The organism is Klebsiella sp. FDAARGOS_511, from assembly GCF_003812845.1.
GTDB lineage: Bacteria > Pseudomonadota > Gammaproteobacteria > Enterobacterales > Enterobacteriaceae > Klebsiella > Klebsiella grimontii.
Map to the genome: position 1 here is coordinate 1,791,517 of NZ_CP033824.1, position 20,127 is coordinate 1,811,643.

The 20,127-nt window shown below is 53.2% G+C and carries 15 protein-coding genes, 3 tRNA genes and 3 rRNA genes; 9 read left to right on the forward strand and 12 right to left on the reverse strand.

Going from position 1 to position 20,127, the window contains the following annotated elements; all coding sequences use genetic code 11:
- The first annotated feature begins 55 nt into the window (after positions 1 to 55).
- Positions 56 to 1,423 (forward strand): murein transglycosylase D, encoded by a 1,368-nt coding sequence (gene mltD / locus EGY08_RS09660; RefSeq protein WP_087828257.1) that lies wholly within the window; start codon positions 56 to 58, stop codon positions 1,421 to 1,423.
- A gap of 57 nt (positions 1,424 to 1,480) precedes the next feature.
- Here mltD and EGY08_RS09665 read toward each other — a convergent pair whose 3' ends face one another.
- The 3 genes from EGY08_RS09665 to EGY08_RS09675 form a co-directional block, all read right to left on the reverse strand.
- Positions 1,481 to 2,251 (reverse strand): class I SAM-dependent methyltransferase, encoded by a 771-nt coding sequence (locus tag EGY08_RS09665; protein WP_004129155.1) that lies wholly within the window; start codon positions 2,249 to 2,251, stop codon positions 1,481 to 1,483.
- An 86-nt stretch (positions 2,252 to 2,337) separates the two neighbouring features.
- Positions 2,338 to 3,135: an endonuclease/exonuclease/phosphatase family protein gene (locus EGY08_RS09670; RefSeq protein WP_024359141.1), complete on the reverse strand. Its 798-nt coding sequence runs from the start codon at positions 3,133 to 3,135 to the stop codon at positions 2,338 to 2,340.
- Between the two features lie 103 nt (positions 3,136 to 3,238).
- The gene (locus tag EGY08_RS09675; protein WP_004129154.1) at positions 3,239 to 4,429 is read right to left on the reverse strand and encodes an MFS transporter; all 1,191 of its coding nucleotides are present in this window, start codon (positions 4,427 to 4,429) and stop codon (positions 3,239 to 3,241) included.
- 104 nt (positions 4,430 to 4,533) lie between these two features.
- Between EGY08_RS09675 and yafC the strand changes: the two genes are divergently transcribed.
- Positions 4,534 to 5,436: a DNA-binding transcriptional regulator YafC gene (yafC, locus tag EGY08_RS09680; protein WP_004129153.1), complete on the forward strand. Its 903-nt coding sequence runs from the start codon at positions 4,534 to 4,536 to the stop codon at positions 5,434 to 5,436.
- A 30-nt stretch (positions 5,437 to 5,466) separates the two neighbouring features.
- Here yafC and dkgB read toward each other — a convergent pair whose 3' ends face one another.
- The 8 genes from dkgB to gmhB all read right to left on the reverse strand — a co-directional run bounded on the left by dkgB (position 5,467) and on the right by gmhB (position 12,773).
- Positions 5,467 to 6,270 carry a 2,5-didehydrogluconate reductase DkgB gene (gene dkgB, locus EGY08_RS09685; RefSeq protein WP_004129152.1) on the reverse strand — a complete coding sequence of 268 codons (804 nt, stop codon included), beginning with the start codon at positions 6,268 to 6,270 and terminating at the stop codon, positions 5,467 to 5,469.
- Positions 6,271 to 6,433: 163 nt separating this feature from the next.
- Positions 6,434 to 6,510: transfer RNA gene (locus EGY08_RS09690), tRNA-Asp, on the reverse strand.
- 55 nt (positions 6,511 to 6,565) lie between these two features.
- Positions 6,566 to 6,681 (reverse strand): 5S ribosomal RNA (rrf, locus tag EGY08_RS09695).
- A 201-nt stretch (positions 6,682 to 6,882) separates the two neighbouring features.
- Positions 6,883 to 9,786: ribosomal RNA gene (locus EGY08_RS09700) — 23S ribosomal RNA — on the reverse strand.
- 178 nt (positions 9,787 to 9,964) lie between these two features.
- Positions 9,965 to 10,040, reverse strand: a tRNA-Ala gene (locus EGY08_RS09705).
- Positions 10,041 to 10,148: 108 nt separating this feature from the next.
- Positions 10,149 to 10,225: transfer RNA gene (locus tag EGY08_RS09710), tRNA-Ile, on the reverse strand.
- Positions 10,226 to 10,297: 72 nt separating this feature from the next.
- Positions 10,298 to 11,836, reverse strand: a 16S ribosomal RNA gene (locus tag EGY08_RS09715).
- The 16S, 23S and 5S rRNA genes sit together here with 3 tRNA genes alongside, the layout of an rRNA operon.
- Positions 11,837 to 12,206: 370 nt before the next feature.
- Positions 12,207 to 12,773: a D-glycero-beta-D-manno-heptose 1,7-bisphosphate 7-phosphatase gene (gmhB, locus tag EGY08_RS09720; RefSeq protein ID WP_004129150.1), complete on the reverse strand. Its 567-nt coding sequence runs from the start codon at positions 12,771 to 12,773 to the stop codon at positions 12,207 to 12,209.
- A 188-nt stretch (positions 12,774 to 12,961) separates the two neighbouring features.
- Between gmhB and metN the strand changes: the two genes are divergently transcribed.
- The 7 genes from metN (at position 12,962) to EGY08_RS09755 (ending at position 19,416) form a co-directional block, all read left to right on the forward strand.
- Positions 12,962 to 13,993 carry a methionine ABC transporter ATP-binding protein MetN gene (gene metN, locus EGY08_RS09725; protein WP_004129149.1) on the forward strand — a complete coding sequence of 344 codons (1,032 nt, stop codon included), beginning with the start codon at positions 12,962 to 12,964 and terminating at the stop codon, positions 13,991 to 13,993.
- On the forward strand, positions 13,986 to 14,639 hold the full coding sequence (locus tag EGY08_RS09730; RefSeq protein ID WP_004129148.1) for a methionine ABC transporter permease MetI: 654 nt from the start codon (positions 13,986 to 13,988) through the stop codon (positions 14,637 to 14,639). Before metN ends, EGY08_RS09730 begins: the two co-directional genes overlap by 8 nt.
- A gap of 39 nt (positions 14,640 to 14,678) precedes the next feature.
- Positions 14,679 to 15,494, forward strand: coding sequence for a methionine ABC transporter substrate-binding lipoprotein MetQ (metQ, locus tag EGY08_RS09735; RefSeq protein ID WP_004098791.1), 816 nt, complete (start codon positions 14,679 to 14,681; stop codon positions 15,492 to 15,494).
- Positions 15,495 to 15,602: 108 nt separating this feature from the next.
- Positions 15,603 to 16,010: an Rcs stress response system protein RcsF gene (gene rcsF, locus EGY08_RS09740; protein ID WP_004098790.1), complete on the forward strand. Its 408-nt coding sequence runs from the start codon at positions 15,603 to 15,605 to the stop codon at positions 16,008 to 16,010.
- Positions 16,007 to 16,714 (forward strand): tRNA (N6-threonylcarbamoyladenosine(37)-N6)-methyltransferase TrmO, encoded by a 708-nt coding sequence (gene tsaA, locus EGY08_RS09745; RefSeq protein ID WP_004129147.1) that lies wholly within the window; start codon positions 16,007 to 16,009, stop codon positions 16,712 to 16,714. The genes rcsF and tsaA overlap by 4 nt, the downstream gene beginning before the upstream one ends.
- A 110-nt stretch (positions 16,715 to 16,824) precedes the next feature.
- Positions 16,825 to 18,543, forward strand: coding sequence for a proline--tRNA ligase (gene proS / locus EGY08_RS09750; RefSeq protein WP_004129145.1), 1,719 nt, complete (start codon positions 16,825 to 16,827; stop codon positions 18,541 to 18,543).
- A 51-nt stretch (positions 18,544 to 18,594) separates the two neighbouring features.
- Complete coding sequence (locus EGY08_RS09755) at positions 18,595 to 19,416, forward strand: YaeF family permuted papain-like enzyme (RefSeq protein WP_123828445.1); 822 nt, start codon at positions 18,595 to 18,597, stop codon at positions 19,414 to 19,416.
- On the opposite strand, the gene nlpE is transcribed toward EGY08_RS09755, so the two are convergent.
- Complete coding sequence (gene nlpE, locus EGY08_RS09760; protein ID WP_004129140.1) at positions 19,417 to 20,118, reverse strand: envelope stress response activation lipoprotein NlpE; 702 nt, start codon at positions 20,116 to 20,118, stop codon at positions 19,417 to 19,419.
- Between the last annotated feature and the right edge of the window lie 9 nt (positions 20,119 to 20,127).

The window sequence follows — 20,127 nt, forward strand, 5'->3', positions numbered from 1 at the left end:
TCAGCCGACTTCACCGTTATCCTTGCTCGTCTTTTAAGCAACTATTGACACACACATGAAGGCACGAGCGATTTTACTCGCCTCTGTCCTGCTGGTGGGGTGCCAGGCGTCTAAGAACGATGGCACCGTACAACAGCACGCACAGAGCCTTTCTGCAGCGAGTCAAGGGGAAGCAAGCAAGTTCACAAGTCGAGCGCGCTGGTTAGATGATGGAACCTTCTACGCGCAAGACCAGGATCTGTGGACTTCGATAGGCGACGAGCTAAAGATGGGAATTCCGGAAAACGTCCGGATTCGCGAACAAAAACAGAAGTACTTAAGAAATAAGAGCTATCTCCACGATGTAACTTTACGGGCAGAGCCGTATATGTACTGGATAGCCGGGCAAGTTAAGAAACGTAACATGCCAATGGAGCTGGTATTACTACCCATAGTGGAGAGCGCTTTTGACCCGCACGCAACGTCTGGCGCCAATGCCGCAGGCATTTGGCAGATCATTCCGAGCACCGGGCGCAATTATGGTTTGAAACAGACCCGCAGTTACGATGCGCGTCGTGATATCGTTGCCTCAACCACGGCAGCGTTAAACATGATGCAACGTCTGAACAAAATGTTCGACGGCGACTGGTTGTTAACCGTCGCAGCATATAACAGTGGCGAAGGCCGGGTAATGAAGGCTATCAAAGCGAACAAATCACGGGGTAAACCCACCGATTTCTGGTCGCTGTCATTACCGCAGGAAACCAAAATATACGTACCAAAAATGCTGGCCCTGAGCGATATACTCAAGAACAGCAAGCGGTATGGCGTAAGGCTGCCGACGGCAGACGAAAGCCGTGCCCTGGCGCGTGTACGCCTCGACAGTCCGGTTGAGATTTCACAGCTGGCGGATATGGCAGGAATGCCCGTCAGCAAGTTGAAAACGTTCAACGCCGGCGTGAAGGGGTCGACTCTGGGTGCAAACGGCCCCAATTACGTACTGGTACCGCAGAAGCATGCGGCGCAGTTGCGTGAATCTTTGGCCTCAGGTGACATTGCCGCCGTGCAGCCGACGCTGCTGGCTGACAACAAGCCGTTGACCAGCCGCAGCTACCAGGTGCGCTCCGGTGACACCATCTCCGGCATTGCATCGCGTCTCGGCGTATCAACGAAAGATCTGCAGCAGTGGAACGGTCTTCGCGGTTCTAACCTGAAGGTCGGTCAGAATCTGGTGATTGGCGCAGGCAGCAGCGCGGAACGTCTGGCGAACAATAGCGATAGCATTACCTATCGCGTACGTAAAGGCGACTCTCTGTCGAGCATTGCGAAACGTCATGGCGTGAACATCCGCGATGTGATGCGCTGGAACAGCGATACCGGCAACCTGAAACCTGGCGATCAGCTGACGCTGTTTGTGAAAAACAGCGACAGACCAGAATCCTGATGATTCAGCAGGCATTAAAAAAGGCACCCATGCGGTGCCTTTTGTTTTATCTCTGCGTTAGATGGCCTTATGGGCCTCAAACATAATCGTATCGCTGGTGAAAGAACCATCCTGCTGCAAGGCAAAATAGGCTTTGACCTCCGCCGATGCGCTCTCCTGGTATAAACGAATCGCTTCCGTCAGCGCCGCTGGCGTCCGCATCCGCGCGACCCAGGAGCTGAACTCCAGAGGCAGGCGATCGGTCAGCAGATGATTTATCACCAAACCGGCCTCACTCGCCATTGTCAGCCATTCGCCGCTGGAGTAGTTGCGAACATGGGAGGTATCGCGCAGCGCCTCAACCGTCTGCAGCCAGACGTCGCGAACAGGGTGACCGGGAGACATCACATCCATAATAATCATCACTCCGCCCGGTTTCAGCACCCGCTTCACTTCACGCAATGCCTGGCCAACATCATGCCAATGATGCGCAGAATAACGGCTGATCGCGACATCAAAGCTGGCATCAGCGAAAGGCAAAGATTCGGCATAGCCCTGCTGCGTGGCAATATTAGTAAAACCTTTATCCCTTGCGGCCTGAGCCACCACCTCCAGCATCTGGCTGGATAAATCATATGCCGTTACCTGGGCAACCTGCCCTGCCGCCGCAAAGCTGGCGTGTCCGGCACCGCATCCCATATCCAGCACGTGGGCCTGAGGGAAGTCCGCCAGCCGTTCGGCCAGTCGCTGCAGATCGCGCCCTGAAGCGTGTACGGCACTGCTCAGGTAGGCGCTGGCCTGTGAGCCAAACTGTTTTTCAACGTTGTCATGATGAGAGCGTGTTGTCATTGCATTGTCCTTCGGTTTTTTTTGAGTAATAAAGGCAGCACCATGCATACGCAGGCCTGCCCCATGGCAGGCCTGATGTACCTTAATTAATCAGGCTTGCCGGGACTGAATTCGACTAGTAGAGGGTTGTGATCGGAGGCGCGGGTCACCAGCACGGAAGCATCGTGCACGCTTAACCCCCGATAAAACACAAAATCAAGCGGACGACCAAAAGTGCGGCGGCGCTGATCGTCAGAGAAGCGGACTTCGCGCAGCGACATTTCACGCGCAAAGCGATACAAAGCGTTCATTCGCGGACGGCTCCAGGCGTTAAAGTCACCCGCCATTATCACCGGCCCGCTGTGATGGGCGATCTGGTCGCCAATCGGCAGCAACTGTTTGCTGTAGACATCAACGCCAAGACTAAAATTGACCGCGTGGATATTCACCACCATCAGCAGACGGGAATCCGGTAACGGGTAAACGGTGACCAACGCTGACTTTGCCAGCCGCAGGATAGGCTCTCGTTCGCGCAGAGGGCAGCAGTAAATGGGATGCGCGGAAGCTAACGTCATGACCCCGGAAGGATGTTGCGGGAGCACCAGAGCAGGAACCTGGTCCGCGGCCAGATAGTTGGACGTGGCGAATTTCACTAACTCAGGCGTGGTTTGCGCTTCCTGCAATAACACCAGGTGAGCATCTTTACCGAAATTATTAAGCACGGATTTCCACTCGGCGCGCTGTTGTTTGAAGATGTTCCACACCAGAACGCGGATTTTCTCATCCGAGCTTAACGGTACCCCGGCCGGAAATGCCGGAGTCATACCAGCAAACGACCCCGGAGGTAAGATTCTCTCCGCGGGTTGTCCGGCGACATAGCGCATGGCATAGGTATTCTTTCGCAATTTAGGCATCAAACCTCGATAACAGGAAACCAGCCCGACTGCAGCTGGTTCTTCTGTTATAGGGATTTTTGTATACACTTTCAATGCAATTTGCCAGAAACCTTTATCCTTCTACGGAAAGAGCCTTAGCACGGCGCCGAGGCCTATCGAGCCGCCCGCTGAGAACCACCAGTAACAGCGCGACCAGAACAATCAGCGCGCCAATCCACGGCGTCTGAGTCAGACCATAATGCTCTACCGTCTGACCGCCAATCACCGATCCTAAGGCAATCCCAATATTGAAGGCGGCAATATTCAGGCCAGAAGCAACGTCAACCGCGCCAGGGGTATACTGCTCCGCTTTCTGCACCACGTACACCTGCAGGCCCGGAACGTTACCAAAAGCAAAGATGCCCATCACCAATACCGTCGCCAGCGCCGCATACTGCAAACTGGCCGTAAATTGGAAGATCAGAAGTAAAGCAACTAACGCGGCAAAAATCAGCTTCAGCGCAGGCACGGCGCCGTGTTTATCCGCCAGCTTTCCGCCCCATACGTTGCCCACCGCCACAGAAACACCGTAACCCAGGAGGATCCAGCTAACGGCCGCCGGGCTAAATCCGGCAAGATCCTGCATCATCGGCGCCAGGAAGGTAAAAGCGGTAAATACGCCGCCATATCCCAAAGCAGTAATGGCGTAGATAATCAGTAAACGAGGATGGGTCAGAACCTGCAGCTGGGCGCGCAATCCCGCGCTGATGCGTCCAGGAATATTATTCGGCACCAGAATAAGGCTGCTCATTAACGCGATGACGCCAAGGATCGACACGGCGAGGAACGTCTCACGCCAGCCAAAGTGTTGGCCGATAAAGGTACCTAAAGGCACGCCGGTCACTAGCGCAACGGTCAGACCGCCAAACATAATCGCAATCGCCGAAGCCGCTTTCTCTTTCGGTACCAGGCTGGTCGCAATTGTCGAGCCGATCGAAAAGAATACCCCATGCGCCAGCCCCGTCAGCAGGCGCGCCAGAACCAGAGTTTCATAACCTGGCGCCTGCCAGGCCAGCAGGTTACCGGCGGTAAACAGCGCCATTAACGCCAGCAGCAGTTGCTTGCGCGGCATCCGCCCGGTCAGCGCGGTGAGCACCGGGGCGCCGATCGCCACGCCAAGTGCATAGATAGAAACCAGCAGCCCCGCAGAGGGAAGCGAAATAGCAAGTTGTTCTGCAATGGTGGGCACCAGGCCCACGATGACAAATTCGGTCGTGCCAATAGCAAAGGCACCGATAGTTAAGGCAAGTAGCGCCAGCGGCATAATGTACTCCGTATCAACATGATTAAGATGACACGTAGTATGAAGAGGTGTTTTAATAACAAAAATAGCCAAAGTATCAATAGAATTTTGCCACAGGTGCAATAATGAGAGCTACCTCAGAAGAAATCGCCATTTTTGTCGCCGTGGTTGAGAGCGGCAGCTTTAGTCGCGCAGCCGAACAACTAGGTCAGGCTAATTCCGCCGTCAGCCGGGCGGTGAAAAAGCTCGAATCAAAGCTCGGCGTGAGCCTGCTTAATCGTACGACCCGTCAGCTAAGCCTGACCGAAGAGGGGGAGCGTTATTTCCGTCGCATGCAGGTTGTGCTTCAGGAAATGGCCGCAGCCGAGAATGAGCTTCTGGAGAGCCGCACGACGCCAAGAGGCCTGTTACGTGTTGATGCCGCAACGCCGGTGATACTGCATTTCCTGATGCCTTTGATAAGACCCTTTCGCGAGCGCTACCCGGAGATGAACCTTACGCTGGTCTCGTCAGAAACCTTTATCAATCTGATCGAGCGGAAAGTCGATGTCGCGATCCGCGCCGGCACGCTGACCGACTCCAGCCTGCGCGCCAGGCCATTGTTTAATAGCTACCGCAAAATTATTGCTTCACCGGACTATCTTGCTCGCCATGGAACGCCGCAAAGCGTCGCTGAGCTAAAACATCATCAGTGTCTGGGCTTTAGCGAACCCGTTTCATTGAATACATGGCCAATCTCCTGCTGCGATGGTCAGCTGCTTGAAATCGAAAGCGAGATATCTTCCAATAGCGGAGAAACGCTTAAGCAGCTATGCCTGGCCGGTAACGGAATCGCCTGTCTGTCGGACTATATGGTGGATAAGGAGCTTGCTGAAGGGGCGTTTGTCGAGCTGCTGGCTGACAAACGGTTGCCGATTGAAATGCCGTTTAGTGCGGTTTACTACAGCGACAGGGCCGTAAGCACGCGGATCAGAGCCTTTATCGACTTTCTTAGCGAACATGTAAAACAGCTCCCGAAGGAGCTGTAACAGGGTTGTAGAGTAACGATGGGGATTAAATTAGTCCCATTCAGGCGCCAGACCGTCCGGACTAACCAGACGATCGTTGCAGTCCAGCGCGGCGATCGTCTGGCGATCGTCTTCATCCAGCTGCAGATCCTGAGCTTTGAGATTGCTTGCCAGGTTTTCGCGCTTAGTCGAAGATGGGATTACCGCATAACCTTCGCCCATTGCCCAGGCCAGGATAACCTGTGCCGACGTAGCATCGTATTTTGCCGCGATACGTGCGATCGCTTCATCTTTCAGCGCCTTACCGTAGGCCAGCGTCATATAAGAGGTGATGTGGATGCCGTGTTCACGTGCCCAATCAACCACTTTACGGTTCTGCAGATACGGGGAAAGTTCAATCTGGTTGGTCGCGATGTTCTCCGCGCCAACGGCAGCAATTGCGCGCTCCATCAGCGGAATTGTGAAGTTAGAGATACCAATCTGCCGGGTTAGCCCCTGTTTTTTCGCTTCCAGCAGCGCGGCCATAAACTCTTCAACCGCAACGGCATCGTTTGGCGACGGCCAGTGGATTAACGTCAGGTCGACATAGTCAGTACGCAGCTTCTGCAGACTCTCTTTCAGGCTGGCGATCAGCTTCTCTTTGTTGAGATTCTCAATCCAGATCTTGGTGGTGATGAACAGTTCATCGCGCGCAACGCCGCTTTCTGCAATTGCCTGGCCCACAGCAGCTTCATTATCATAGATTTGCGCGGTATCAATGGTGCGATAGCCCAGTTCAAGCGCCGTTTTTACAGATGCAATAACCACGTCATCTTTCAGACGGAAGGTCCCAAGACCAAATGCAGGGATTGTCATGACTTTCCTCTTTATTCATTCATATCAGTTAACGAGAACAATTATGACCAACGAGAAGATTGAGAAAAAGAGTGCTAAATGCAGAGGATTTTTGCTAAAAAAGCAATAATTAAACGACAGATAAAGAAAAAGCCCTGAGCAAATGCTCAGGGCTTTTAATAAGTGGCGGAACGGACGGGACTCGAACCCGCGACCCCCTGCGTGACAGGCAGGTATTCTAACCGACTGAACTACCGCTCCACCGAATACTTCTGTAACCACCGGATTAATGCACCGGCTTACTACTTAATTTGATGCCTGGCAGTTCCCTACTCTCACATGGGGAGACCCCACACTACCATCGGCGCTACGGCGTTTCACTTCTGAGTTCGGCATGGGGTCAGGTGGGACCACCGCGCTATCGCCGCCAGGCAAATTCTTTGTGCTCAGTACGCAATTCTTTATCGCATCTGCCGCGTTGCCCGCGCTCGCAAAGTCAGTCACATACTTCTGTATGCTCCTTCCTTTCCTTCGCTTGTCGCCTTGCTGCTGCGCAAATTATTGCGTACTCAACTCTGAATCAATGCTGAAATTGTTCTCTTCTCAAATCCGCCAAAACATCTTCGGCGTTGTAAGGTTAAGCCTCACGGTTCATTAGTACCGGTTAGCTCAACGCATCGCTGCGCTTACACACCCGGCCTATCAACGTCGTCGTCTTCAACGTTCCTTCAGGACTCTCAAGGAGTCAGGGAGAACTCATCTCGGGGCAAGTTTCGTACTTAGATGCTTTCAGCACTTATCTCTTCCGCATTTAGCTACCGGGCAATGCCATTGGCATGACAACCCGAACACCAGTGATGCGTCCACTCCGGTCCTCTCGTACTAGGAGCAGCCCCCCTCAATTCTCCAGCGCCCACGGCAGATAGGGACCGAACTGTCTCACGACGTTCTAAACCCAGCTCGCGTACCACTTTAAATGGCGAACAGCCATACCCTTGGGACCTACTTCAGCCCCAGGATGTGATGAGCCGACATCGAGGTGCCAAACACCGCCGTCGATATGAACTCTTGGGCGGTATCAGCCTGTTATCCCCGGAGTACCTTTTATCCGTTGAGCGATGGCCCTTCCATTCAGAACCACCGGATCACTATGACCTGCTTTCGCACCTGCTCGCGCCGTCACGCTCGCAGTCAAGCCAGCTTATGCCATTGCACTAACCTCCTGATGTCCGACCAGGATTAGCTGACCTTCGTGCTCCTCCGTTACTCTTTAGGAGGAGACCGCCCCAGTCAAACTACCCACCAGACACTGTCCGCAACCCCGATTAGGGGCCCACGTTAGAACACCAGCCATTAAAGGGTGGTATTTCAAGGATGGCTCCATGCAGACTGGCGTCCACACTTCAAAGCCTCCCACCTATCCTACACATCAAGGACCAGTGTTCAGTGTCAAGCTATAGTAAAGGTTCACGGGGTCTTTCCGTCTTGCCGCGGGTACACTGCATCTTCACAGCGAGTTCAATTTCACTGAGTCTCGGGTGGAGACAGCCTGGCCATCATTACGCCATTCGTGCAGGTCGGAACTTACCCGACAAGGAATTTCGCTACCTTAGGACCGTTATAGTTACGGCCGCCGTTTACCGGGGCTTCGATCAAGAGCTTCTCCTTACGGATAACCCCATCAATTAACCTTCCGGCACCGGGCAGGCGTCACACCGTATACGTCCACTTTCGTGTTTGCACAGTGCTGTGTTTTTAATAAACAGTTGCAGCCAGCTGGTATCTTCGACTGATTTCAGCTCCATGAGTAAATCACTTCACCTACATATCAGCGTGCCTTCTCCCGAAGTTACGGCACCATTTTGCCTAGTTCCTTCACCCGAGTTCTCTCAAGCGCCTTGGTATTCTCTACCTGACCACCTGTGTCGGTTTGGGGTACGATTTGATGTTACCTGATGCTTAGAGGCTTTTCCTGGAAGCAGGGCATTTGTCACTTCAGCACCGTAGTGCCTCGTCATCACGCCTCAGTGTTAAAGTGAACCGGATTTACCTGGAACACACACCTACACGCTTAAACCGGGACAACCGTCGCCCGGCCAACATAGCCTTCTCCGTCCCCCTTCGCAGTAACACCAAGTACAGGAATATTAACCTGTTTCCCATCGACTACGCCTTTCGGCCTCGCCTTAGGGGTCGACTCACCCTGCCCCGATTAACGTTGGACAGGAACCCTTGGTCTTCCGGCGTGCGGGTTTTTCACCCGCATTATCGTTACTTATGTCAGCATTCGCACTTCTGATACCTCCAGCAACCCTCACAGGCCACCTTCAACGGCTTACAGAACGCTCCCCTACCCAACAACACATAGTGTCGCTGCCGCAGCTTCGGTGCATGGTTTAGCCCCGTTACATCTTCCGCGCAGGCCGACTCGACCAGTGAGCTATTACGCTTTCTTTAAATGATGGCTGCTTCTAAGCCAACATCCTGGCTGTCTGGGCCTTCCCACATCGTTTCCCACTTAACCATGACTTTGGGACCTTAGCTGGCGGTCTGGGTTGTTTCCCTCTTCACGACGGACGTTAGCACCCGCCGTGTGTCTCCCGTGATAACATTCTTCGGTATTCGTAGTTTGCATCGGGTTGGTAAGTCGGGATGACCCCCTAGCCGAAACAGTGCTCTACCCCCGAAGATGAATTCACGAGGCGCTACCTAAATAGCTTTCGGGGAGAACCAGCTATCTCCCGGTTTGATTGGCCTTTCACCCCCAGCCACAAGTCATCCGCTAATTTTTCAACATTAGTCGGTTCGGTCCTCCAGTTAGTGTTACCCAACCTTCAACCTGCCCATGGCTAGATCACCGGGTTTCGGGTCTATACCCTGCAACTTAACGCCCAGTTAAGACTCGGTTTCCCTGCGGCTCCCCTATACGGTTAACCTTGCTACAGAATATAAGTCGCTGACCCATTATACAAAAGGTACGCAGTCACCCAACAAGTGGGCTCCTACTGCTTGTACGTACACGGTTTCAGGTTCTTTTTCACTCCCCTCGCCGGGTTCTTTTCGCCTTTCCCTCACGGTACTGGTTCACTATCGGTCAGTCAGGAGTATTTAGCCTTGGAGGATGGTCCCCCCATATTCAGACAGGATACCACGTGTCCCGCCCTACTCTTCGAGTTCACAGCCTGTGCGTTTTAGTGTACGGGAGTATCACCCTGTACCCTGCGACTTTCCAGACGCTTCCACTAACACACAAGCTGATTCAGACTCCGGGCTGCTCCCCGTTCGCTCGCCGCTACTGGGGGAATCTCGGTTGATTTCTTTTCCTCGGGGTACTTAGATGTTTCAGTTCCCCCGGTTCGCCTCGTTTGACTATGTATTCATCAAACGATAGTGCAACGAATTGCACTGGGTTTCCCCATTCGGACATCGCCGGCTGTAACGGTTCATATCACCTTACCGACGCTTTTCGCAGATTAGCACGTCCTTCATCGCCTCTGACTGCCAGGGCATCCACCGTGTACGCTTAGTCGCTTAACCTCACAACCCGAAGATGTTTCGTAAAACATCATCGTGTCGCGAAAATTTGAGAGACTCGAACACACATAACATGTGTGTCGTTTCAATTTTCAGCTTGATCCAGATTTTTAAAGAGCAAAACTTCGCAGTGAACCTTTTAAGGTACACTCTGAAGTTTTCTTGTGGTATGCAGTAAAGATGGTGGAGCTATGCGGGATCGAACCGCAGACCTCCTGCGTGCAAAGCAGGCGCTCTCCCAGCTGAGCTATAGCCCCATCGTAGTTAAATCTCATCAACCTTAATTTCTGTTGAGGCAAGGCGGGATGACACGAAGCATACTTAAAGCATGTGAGTGTCGCCGCAACGCAGCATCAGCAGAAATTTGGTAGGCCTGAGTGGACTTGAACCACCGACCTCACCCTTATCAGGGGTGCGCTCTAACCACCTGAGCTACAAGCCTGCAGAGATTTTCTTACTGCTTATTTTTCATCAGACAATCTGTGTGGACACTACAAAGGCAGGTTCTTTAAGGTAAGGAGGTGATCCAACCGCAGGTTCCCCTACGGTTACCTTGTTACGACTTCACCCCAGTCATGAATCACAAAGTGGTAAGCGCCCTCCCGAAGGTTAAGCTACCTACTTCTTTTGCAACCCACTCCCATGGTGTGACGGGCGGTGTGTACAAGGCCCGGGAACGTATTCACCGTGGCATTCTGATCCACGATTACTAGCGATTCCGACTTCATGGAGTCGAGTTGCAGACTCCAATCCGGACTACGACATACTTTATGAGGTCCGCTTGCTCTCGCGAGGTCGCTTCTCTTTGTATATGCCATTGTAGCACGTGTGTAGCCCTACTCGTAAGGGCCATGATGACTTGACGTCATCCCCACCTTCCTCCAGTTTATCACTGGCAGTCTCCTTTGAGTTCCCGGCCGGACCGCTGGCAACAAAGGATAAGGGTTGCGCTCGTTGCGGGACTTAACCCAACATTTCACAACACGAGCTGACGACAGCCATGCAGCACCTGTCTCAGAGTTCCCGAAGGCACCAAAGCATCTCTGCTAAGTTCTCTGGATGTCAAGAGTAGGTAAGGTTCTTCGCGTTGCATCGAATTAAACCACATGCTCCACCGCTTGTGCGGGCCCCCGTCAATTCATTTGAGTTTTAACCTTGCGGCCGTACTCCCCAGGCGGTCGACTTAACGCGTTAGCTCCGGAAGCCACTCCTCAAGGGAACAACCTCCAAGTCGACATCGTTTACAGCGTGGACTACCAGGGTATCTAATCCTGTTTGCTCCCCACGCTTTCGCACCTGAGCGTCAGTCTTTGTCCAGGGGGCCGCCTTCGCCACCGGTATTCCTCCAGATCTCTACGCATTTCACCGCTACACCTGGAATTCTACCCCCTCTACAAGACTCCAGCCTGCCAGTTTCGAATGCAGTTCCCAGGTTGAGCCCGGGGATTTCACATCCGACTTGACAGACCGCCTGCGTGCGCTTTACGCCCAGTAATTCCGATTAACGCTTGCACCCTCCGTATTACCGCGGCTGCTGGCACGGAGTTAGCCGGTGCTTCTTCTGCGGGTAACGTCAATGAATAAGGTTATTAACCTTACTCCCTTCCTCCCCGCTGAAAGTACTTTACAACCCGAAGGCCTTCTTCATACACGCGGCATGGCTGCATCAGGCTTGCGCCCATTGTGCAATATTCCCCACTGCTGCCTCCCGTAGGAGTCTGGACCGTGTCTCAGTTCCAGTGTGGCTGGTCATCCTCTCAGACCAGCTAGGGATCGTCGCCTAGGTGAGCCGTTACCCCACCTACTAGCTAATCCCATCTGGGCACATCTGATGGCAAGAGGCCCGAAGGTCCCCCTCTTTGGTCTTGCGACGTTATGCGGTATTAGCTACCGTTTCCAGTAGTTATCCCCCTCCATCAGGCAGTTTCCCAGACATTACTCACCCGTCCGCCACTCGTCACCCGAGAGCAAGCTCTCTGTGCTACCGTTCGACTTGCATGTGTTAGGCCTGCCGCCAGCGTTCAATCTGAGCCATGATCAAACTCTTCAATTTAAGTTTGATGCTCGTAGAATTAAACTTCGTAATGAATTACGTATGTTCACTCAGAGACTTGGTATTCATTTTTCGTCTTGCGACGTTAAGAATCCATGTCACTTTGAGTGCCCACACAGATTGTCTGATAAATTGTTAAAGAGCAGTGCAACGCGGCTTTCGCTCACCGTTGCGAGGTGGCGTATATTACGCTTTCCTCTTTCAGAGTCAACCCTGTTTTTCAGGATTTTTTCTCTTCAACCAACCGGCTGTTTGTGTGAAGTGATTCACATCTGCCGTGTCAGTGGGAGCGCATTATAGGGAGTTATTCGGCGCTGACAAGCGGTAAAATACAATTTTATTTCAACCGCTCATCTTTTATACATAACGCTTATTTTCGCTGCTTTTTGATAGCATCCGGCAGGTCCGCCAGGCTATTAAGCACCCAATCAGCGGCGCTTTCCGCTTCAGGAGTGACTGGCTTGCCGGTACGCACTAATACTTTCATGCCGACATTGGCAGCCAAAGCTGCCTGCATATCTTCGACTTTATCGCCGACCATATAGGAAGCAGCCATATCAATATGCAGATAGTCACGCGCCGAGATCAGCATACCCGGGTGGGGCTTACGGCAGTCGCAGGTCTGGCGAAACTCTTCGACGGTTCCCTGCGGGTGGTGCGGACAATAATAGATGCCATCCAGGTCAACGCCGCGATCGGCCAGCGACCAGTCCATCCACTCGGTCAGCGTTTCAAACTGCTCTTCAGTAAACTTACCGCGGGCGATGCCGGACTGGTTGGTCACCACCACCAGCGCGTAGCCCATCTCCTTTAATTGACGCATTGCGTCAATAACGCCATCGATAAATTCAAAGTTGTCGATTTCATGGACGTAGCCGTGATCGACATTAATCGTGCCATCACGGTCAAGAAAAATTGCGGGTACTGATATTGCCACCGGTCTGCTCCTGATAAAGGCTAATGCGCGTAGTATCGCATGTTTCCCGACGCAAGAAAGTGCTCATTATACAGAGTCAGATTGATTTAGACGTCTGGATGCCTTAACATCCATTTCATTGACAGGCATCGCCTGGACACGGCAGAAGAAAATGCCACGGCAAACGGCTAAACGATAATAAATAACTGATGATTAAACTTTCGAAGATTACCAAAGTGTTCCAGCAGGGAAATCGCAGCATACAGGCGCTGAACGATGTCAGCCTGCATGTTCCCGCCGGGCAAATTTATGGCGTCATCGGCGCTTCGGGCGCGGGTAAAAGTACGTTAATCCGCTGCGTTAACCTGCTTGAACGTCCAACTCAGGGCAGCGTACAGGTGGGCGGTCAGGAGCTAACGGCGCTGTCCGAAAAAGAGTTGACGCGCGCGCGTCGCCAGATCGGCATGATATTCCAGCACTTTAACCTGCTAGCCTCCCGTACCGTATTCGGTAATGTGGCATTGCCGCTGGAGCTCGACAATACTCCGAAGGAAGAAATTAAACGCCGGGTTACCGAGCTTCTCGATCTCGTCGGCCTGGGGGATAAGCACGATAGCTATCCGGCAAACCTCTCCGGCGGTCAAAAACAGCGCGTCGCCATCGCCCGTGCGCTGGCAAGCAATCCAAAAGTCCTGCTCTGCGACGAAGCCACCAGCGCTCTGGATCCGGCTACCACGCGTTCGATTCTGGAACTGCTGAAAGATATCAACCGTCGTCTGGGCCTGACGATTTTGCTGATTACCCACGAAATGGATGTTGTCAAACGGATCTGTGATTGCGTTGCCGTGATCAGCAACGGTCAATTGATTGAACAGGATACGGTGAGCGAGGTCTTCTCTCATCCCAAAACTCCATTGGCGCAACAGTTTATACAGTCAACGCTGCACCTGGATATCCCGGATGATTATCAGGCGCGTCTGAAGTCTGAGGCTCTTCCCGATAGCGTACCCATGCTGCGCATGGAGTTCACGGGCCACTCCGTTGATGCCCCGCTGCTTTCTGAAACTGCCCGTCGCTTTAATGTAAACAACAACATTATTAGCGCGCAGATGGATTACGCGGGTGGCGTGAAGTTCGGCATTATGCTGACCGAGATGCACGGCACGCAAGAAGATACCCAGGCCGCGATCGCCTGGCTACAGGAACACCATGTAAAAGTAGAGGTACTGGGGTATGTCTGAACCAATGATTTGGCTGCTGGTTCGCGGCGTATGGGAAACGCTGGCCATGACTTTCGTCTCCGGCTTCTTCGGTTTTGTTCTCGGCCTGCCGGTCGGGGTTCTGCTCTACGTCACCCGACCGGGGCAAATTGCCGCTAATGCAAAACTCTACCGCACGCTTTCGGCGGTGGTGAATATTTTCCGCTCGATTCCTTTTATTATCTTGCTGGTCTGGATGATCCCCTTTACCCGCGTCATCGTAGGGACATCCATCGGCCTGCAGGCGGCAATTGTTCCGCTAACGGTCGGCGCAGCGCCTTTTATCGCCCGAATGGTTGAAAACGCCCTGCTGGAGATCCCCACCGGCCTTATCGAAGCATCCCGCGCCATGGGCGCAACGCCGATGCAGATTGTGCGTAAGGTCCTGCTGCCGGAAGCGCTGCCGGGTCTGGTGAACGCGGCGACCATTACCCTCATTACGCTGGTCGGCTATTCCGCGATGGGCGGCGCGGTGGGTGCCGGTGGTCTCGGGCAGATTGGCTATCAGTACGGTTATATCGGCTACAATGCAACGGTAATGAATACCGTACTGGTGCTGCTGGTTATTCTGGTGTACTTAATTCAATTCTCTGGCGATCGTATCGTCCGGGCTGTGACTCACAAATAACATTACACACAATACAGAATCTTACAGGAAGGAAATAACATGGCCTTTAATTTCAAAACCTTTGCGGCAGTCGGCGCGTTAATCGGTTCTCTGGCTCTGGTGGGTTGCGGTCAGGACGAAAAAGATCCTAACCATATTAAAGTCGGCGTTATCGTCGGTGCGGAGCAGCAGGTTGCGGAAGTCGCGCAGAAAGTAGCAAAAGAAAAATACGGCCTTGATGTCGAACTGGTAACCTTCAACGACTACGTTCTGCCGAACGAAGCGCTGAGCAAAGGCGATATCGACGTTAACGCCTTCCAGCATAAACCGTATCTTGACCAGCAAATCAAAGACCGCGGCTACAAGCTGGTTTCCGTAGGTAACTCTTTTGTTTACCCGATTGCGGGTTATTCGAAAAAAATCAAATCGCTGGACGAACTGCAGCCGGGCTCCCAGGTCGCGATTCCTAACGATCCCACCAACCTTGGCCGCTCTCTGCTGCTGCTGCAGCAGGTTGGCCTGATCAAACTGAAAGAAGGCGTTGGTCTGCTGCCAACCTCTCTGGATATTATTGAAAACCCGAAAAACCTGAAAATTGTTGAGCTGGAAGCCCCACAGCTGCCGCGCTCTCTGGATGATGCGCAAATCGCTCTGGCGGTTATCAATACCACCTATGCCAGCCAGATTGGCTTAACGCCGGCAAAAGACGGTATTTTCGTGGAAGGTAAAGAGTCTCCGTACGTGAACCTGATTGTCGCTCGCGAAGACAATAAAGATGCGGAAAATGTTAAGAAATTTGTTCAGGCTTACCAGAGTGACGAAGTTTACGAAGCGGCTAACAAAATCTTTAACGGCGGTGCAGTGAAAGGCTGGTAATCTTTTCTCAGCGTAATATCATTCAGGACGGGCTTTATGCCCGTCTTGTCATTTATGCAAGCACCTGATTCAATAGCGCCCTGTTTTATTATTTATTGAGGAAATACTATGCGTGCTTTACCGGTCTGTTTGTTAGCACTCATGTTAAGCGGTTGTTCTATGCTAAGCAGATCTCCCGTCGAGCCTGTACAAAGCACCGTAACCCCGCCTGCCAAATCGGAACCGGCAAAACCGAAAGCGACGCGTCCGGCCCCGGTAAGAATCTATACCGATGCAACAGAATTGGTGGGTAAACCTTTCCGCGAACTCGGCGAAGTCACCGGTGAATCCTGCCAGGCCTCGAATCAAGACTCTCCACCCAATATCCCGACGGCCCGCAAGCGTATGCAGATTAACGCTGCAAAAATGAAAGCCAATGCCGTGCTGCTGCACCGCTGCGAAGTCACCAGCGGAACCCCGGGCTGCTACCGCCAGGCCGTCTGCCTTGGTTCAGCGCTTAACGTTACGGCGCAATGAGTGATTTTCAGTTTGCGCAGATAGGCGTTATTCGCTCGCCCTATAAAGAAAAATTTGCCGTTCCCCGCCAGCCTGGGCTGGTTAAAAACGGCGGCGGCGAATTACATCTTCTGCCTCCTTATAACCAGGCCGAGGCCGTACGCGGCCTGGAAAACTTCAGCCATCTGTGGGTCCTGTTTGTGTTTCATCAGACCATGGAAGGCGGCTGGCGCCCGACCGTACGCCCTCCCCGCCTCGGCGGCAACGCGCGGATGGGTGTTTTCGCCACCCGCTCTACCTTTCGTCCTAATCCAATCGGTATGTCGCTGGTCGAGCTAAAGGGTATTCACTGCCAGAAAGAGCGCGTCGTTCTTGAGTTAGGCAGTCTTGACCTGGTGGACGGTACGCCGGTAGTCGACATCAAACCTTACCTGCCCTTTGCCGAAGCGCTGCCGGAAGCCAGCGCGAGCTACGCTCAGCAGGCGCCGCAGGCAGAAGTGGCGGTAAGCTTCACGCCGGAAACCGAAGCCCAGCTTTTCGCTCTGGAAAACCGCTATCCCCGCCTTAAGGCGTTTATTAGCGAAGTTCTGGCACAAGATCCGCGGCCGGCATATCGTAAAGAAGAAAACCCGGGAAAGACCTATGCCGTCTGGCTGCTGGATTTTAACGTGCGCTGGCGGGTGATTTCGTCCGGTTTTGAAGTCTTTTCTCTCGAACCACGCTAATTTTATTTTCCTCTCTTTTGGCATCTTTGCCACACTGGTAAACTAAACCACTTTTTTGTGTCAGGCTGGCTTCCAGCCTGTATCGATCGTCCAAATGGAACCGTAACAACATGCGTACTAGCCAATACCTGCTCTCCACTCTGAAGGAGACACCTGCCGACGCCGAGGTTATCAGCCATCAGCTGATGCTGCGCGCCGGGATGATCCGCAAGCTGGCCTCCGGGTTATATACCTGGCTGCCGACCGGCGTGCGCGTCCTGAAAAAAGTCGAGAACATCGTGCGTGAAGAGATGAACAACGCCGGTGCAATCGAGGTGTTAATGCCGGTAGTTCAGCCCTCTGAGCTGTGGCAAGAGAGTGGTCGTTGGGAACAGTACGGCCCGGAACTGCTGCGTATTGCTGACCGTGGCGAACGTCCATTCGTGCTCGGCCCGACTCATGAAGAAGTGATCACCGACCTGATTCGTAACGAGCTGAGCTCCTACAAACAGCTGCCGCTGAACTTCTATCAGATTCAGACCAAGTTCCGTGACGAAGTGCGCCCGCGTTTCGGCGTGATGCGTTCCCGTGAATTCCTGATGAAAGATGCTTACTCTTTCCATACCTCTCAGGAATCTCTGCAGGAAACCTACGACGCGATGTACGCCGCGTACAGCAAAATTTTCAGCCGTATGGGCCTGGATTTCCGCGCGGTACAGGCTGACACCGGTTCTATCGGCGGTAGTGCATCCCACGAATTCCAGGTGCTGGCGCAGAGCGGCGAAGATGACGTGATCTTCTCTGACTCTTCCGACTACGCGGCCAACATCGAGTTCGCCGAAGCCGTTGCGCCGAAAGAGCCGCGCGCTGCCGCTACTCAGGAAATGACCCTGGTCGATACGCCGAACGCCAAAACCATCGCCGAGCTGGTTGAGCAGTTCAATCTGCCGATTGAGAAAACGGTGAAAACCCTGCTGGTAAAAGCGGTAGAAGACAGCAAGTCTCCGCTGATTGCCCTGCTGGTTCGCGGCGATCATGAGTTGAATGAAGTGAAAGCGGAAAAACTGCCGCAGGTCGCCAGCCCGCTGACCTTCGCCACCGAAGAAGAGATCCGCGCGCTGGTGCAGGCGGGTCCCGGTTCTCTGGGCCCGGTTAACATGCCGATTCCGGTGATTATTGACCGTACCGTTGCCGCAATGAGCGATTTTGCCGCAGGCGCGAACATCGATGGTAAACACTACTTCGGCATCAACTGGGATCGCGATGTCGCGACCCCTGAAGTGGCTGATATCCGTAACGTGGTAGCGGGCGACCCGAGCCCGGACGGCAAAGGCACGCTGCTGATTAAACGCGGTATCGAAGTGGGCCACATCTTCCAACTGGGTACCAAATACTCTGAAGCGATGAAAGCCTCCGTCCAGGGTGAAGATGGCCGTAACCAGATCCTGACGATGGGTTGCTACGGTATCGGGGTGACTCGCGTGGTGGCGGCAGCCATTGAGCAGAACTTTGACGATCGCGGGATCCTGTGGCCGGAAGCTATCGCCCCGTTCCAGGTTGCGATTCTGCCGATGAACATGCATAAATCCTACCGCGTACAAGAGCTGGCCGAGAAGCTGTATGCTGAGCTAACCGCGTTGGGTATCGACGTGCTGATGGACGACCGTAAAGAGCGTCCGGGCGTAATGTTCGCCGATATGGAGCTTATCGGTATTCCGCACACCATCGTGCTGGGCGACCGTAACCTCGACAACGACGATATCGAATATAAATATCGTCGCAGCGGCGAGAAGCAGTTGATTAAAACCGGTGATATCGTGAATTACCTGGTACAACAAATTAAAGCTTAACGCCAAAAGAGGCTCTGGTTTCAGAGCCTCTTTTTTACAAGGATTGTAATCATGGCTAAACGACGGGCAAATCATGTCCTGCTTTTTCCCGCATTGTTCTTACTTTCGGCCTGCACGCTAGACGTCAGCCGATCCACGCCTTCCGCTTCCGCTATTAAGCCACCATCGCAGCAATGGGCGGTTAAATTTCAGCGCCAGAGCTCAGTGGCTAATACCACGCTGGCTGAAATTAACGCACAAGACCTGCTCCCCGGCGATCTCCTTTTCTCTTCCAGCATTGGCGTGACGTCCCTGGGGATTCGTGCATTTAGCACATCCTCCGTTAGCCATGTCGCTATCTATATCGGTGATAACCAGGTTGCGGAGGCAACTGGCGCCGGGGTGCAGATTGTTTCTCTTCAGCAAGCGATGCAGCACAGCGATAAGCTGTTTGCCCTAAGGGCGCCTGACCTCACGCAGCAACAAGCCGCAGGCATTAAACATTTCGCCTATAAAAACAGAAACAGCGGCTATAACTATCGCGGCATCATTGAATTTGTACCCTTTATGGTAACCAAACAGCTCTGCTCCCTGAATCCCTTCTCGAAAGACTTCCGCCAGCAGTGCGTGAATGGTCTGGCCAAAGCTCAGCTTAGCAATGCCGTTTCCGGGGACAAAAAAATGTGGTTTTGTTCTGAGTTTGTCAGCGATGCCTTCGCGAAGGCCGGACACCCGCTGACCCTGGCTCAACCGGGCTGGATTAGCCCATCAGACCTGCTTCATATGCGTGAGGGGGACGTGGCAAACTTTACGCCCGAAACACAATTGCAGTATATCGGGCATCTTAAATTGGGAATTTATATCAAGACAAGCCGTCTCGTAGGACTCAATTAACTAACGAGAATTGCAGTCTTCTTTTTGATAAAACTTGCCCGGTGAATCCACCGCCAGAACTTTAATCGGCGCTCCCGAATCCGGGTTCGCTTCCAGCGTAAAGTGCCCCTCGACCACCAGCAGCACCGGGCGAGTATCCGTTCCGCGCGCTGCGGCATAATCACGCTCGAGCTGCGCGTTATTCGTAACTGCCACTCGCTTGCCGGTTGCGCAATCGGTAAAGGTCGCGGCATCAGCCATATAGAAGTACATGCCGCGCATCGCCATCGGCGTGATGGGCAGGCTGGCTTTGACGGACTCCAGCGTATAGTTCAGCGTTGACTCGATGGGATTACCGTCGCGATCGAGCATTTCCAGCTTGTCGCCTTTCGCCCGATAGTAAGATTTCTCGCCTTTGCTGTCGGTCAGCACCAGCTTATCGGCCGTGCGCGCCCAGGTACCGTATGAAGCAAAAGAGGAGGGCTCGCGCCTGACGCCCTGATATCGCTCATTCATCACCCAGGTGCCGTCTTTCTCAAGAAAGAGTGAGGTTTCGATACCTTCGCAGTCGGCGCACGGCAGCACGCCGCGCCAGCTCTGCTGCATCGGCTTTAGCTCTTCCATCGGTGTCGGTTGTAGCGTGTCCATCTCCGCACGATGGTTGCAGCCGAATAAGGCAAAAAGCGAACAGGCCGCCACCACTGAAAACACGATTTTCTTCACTGTAAATTC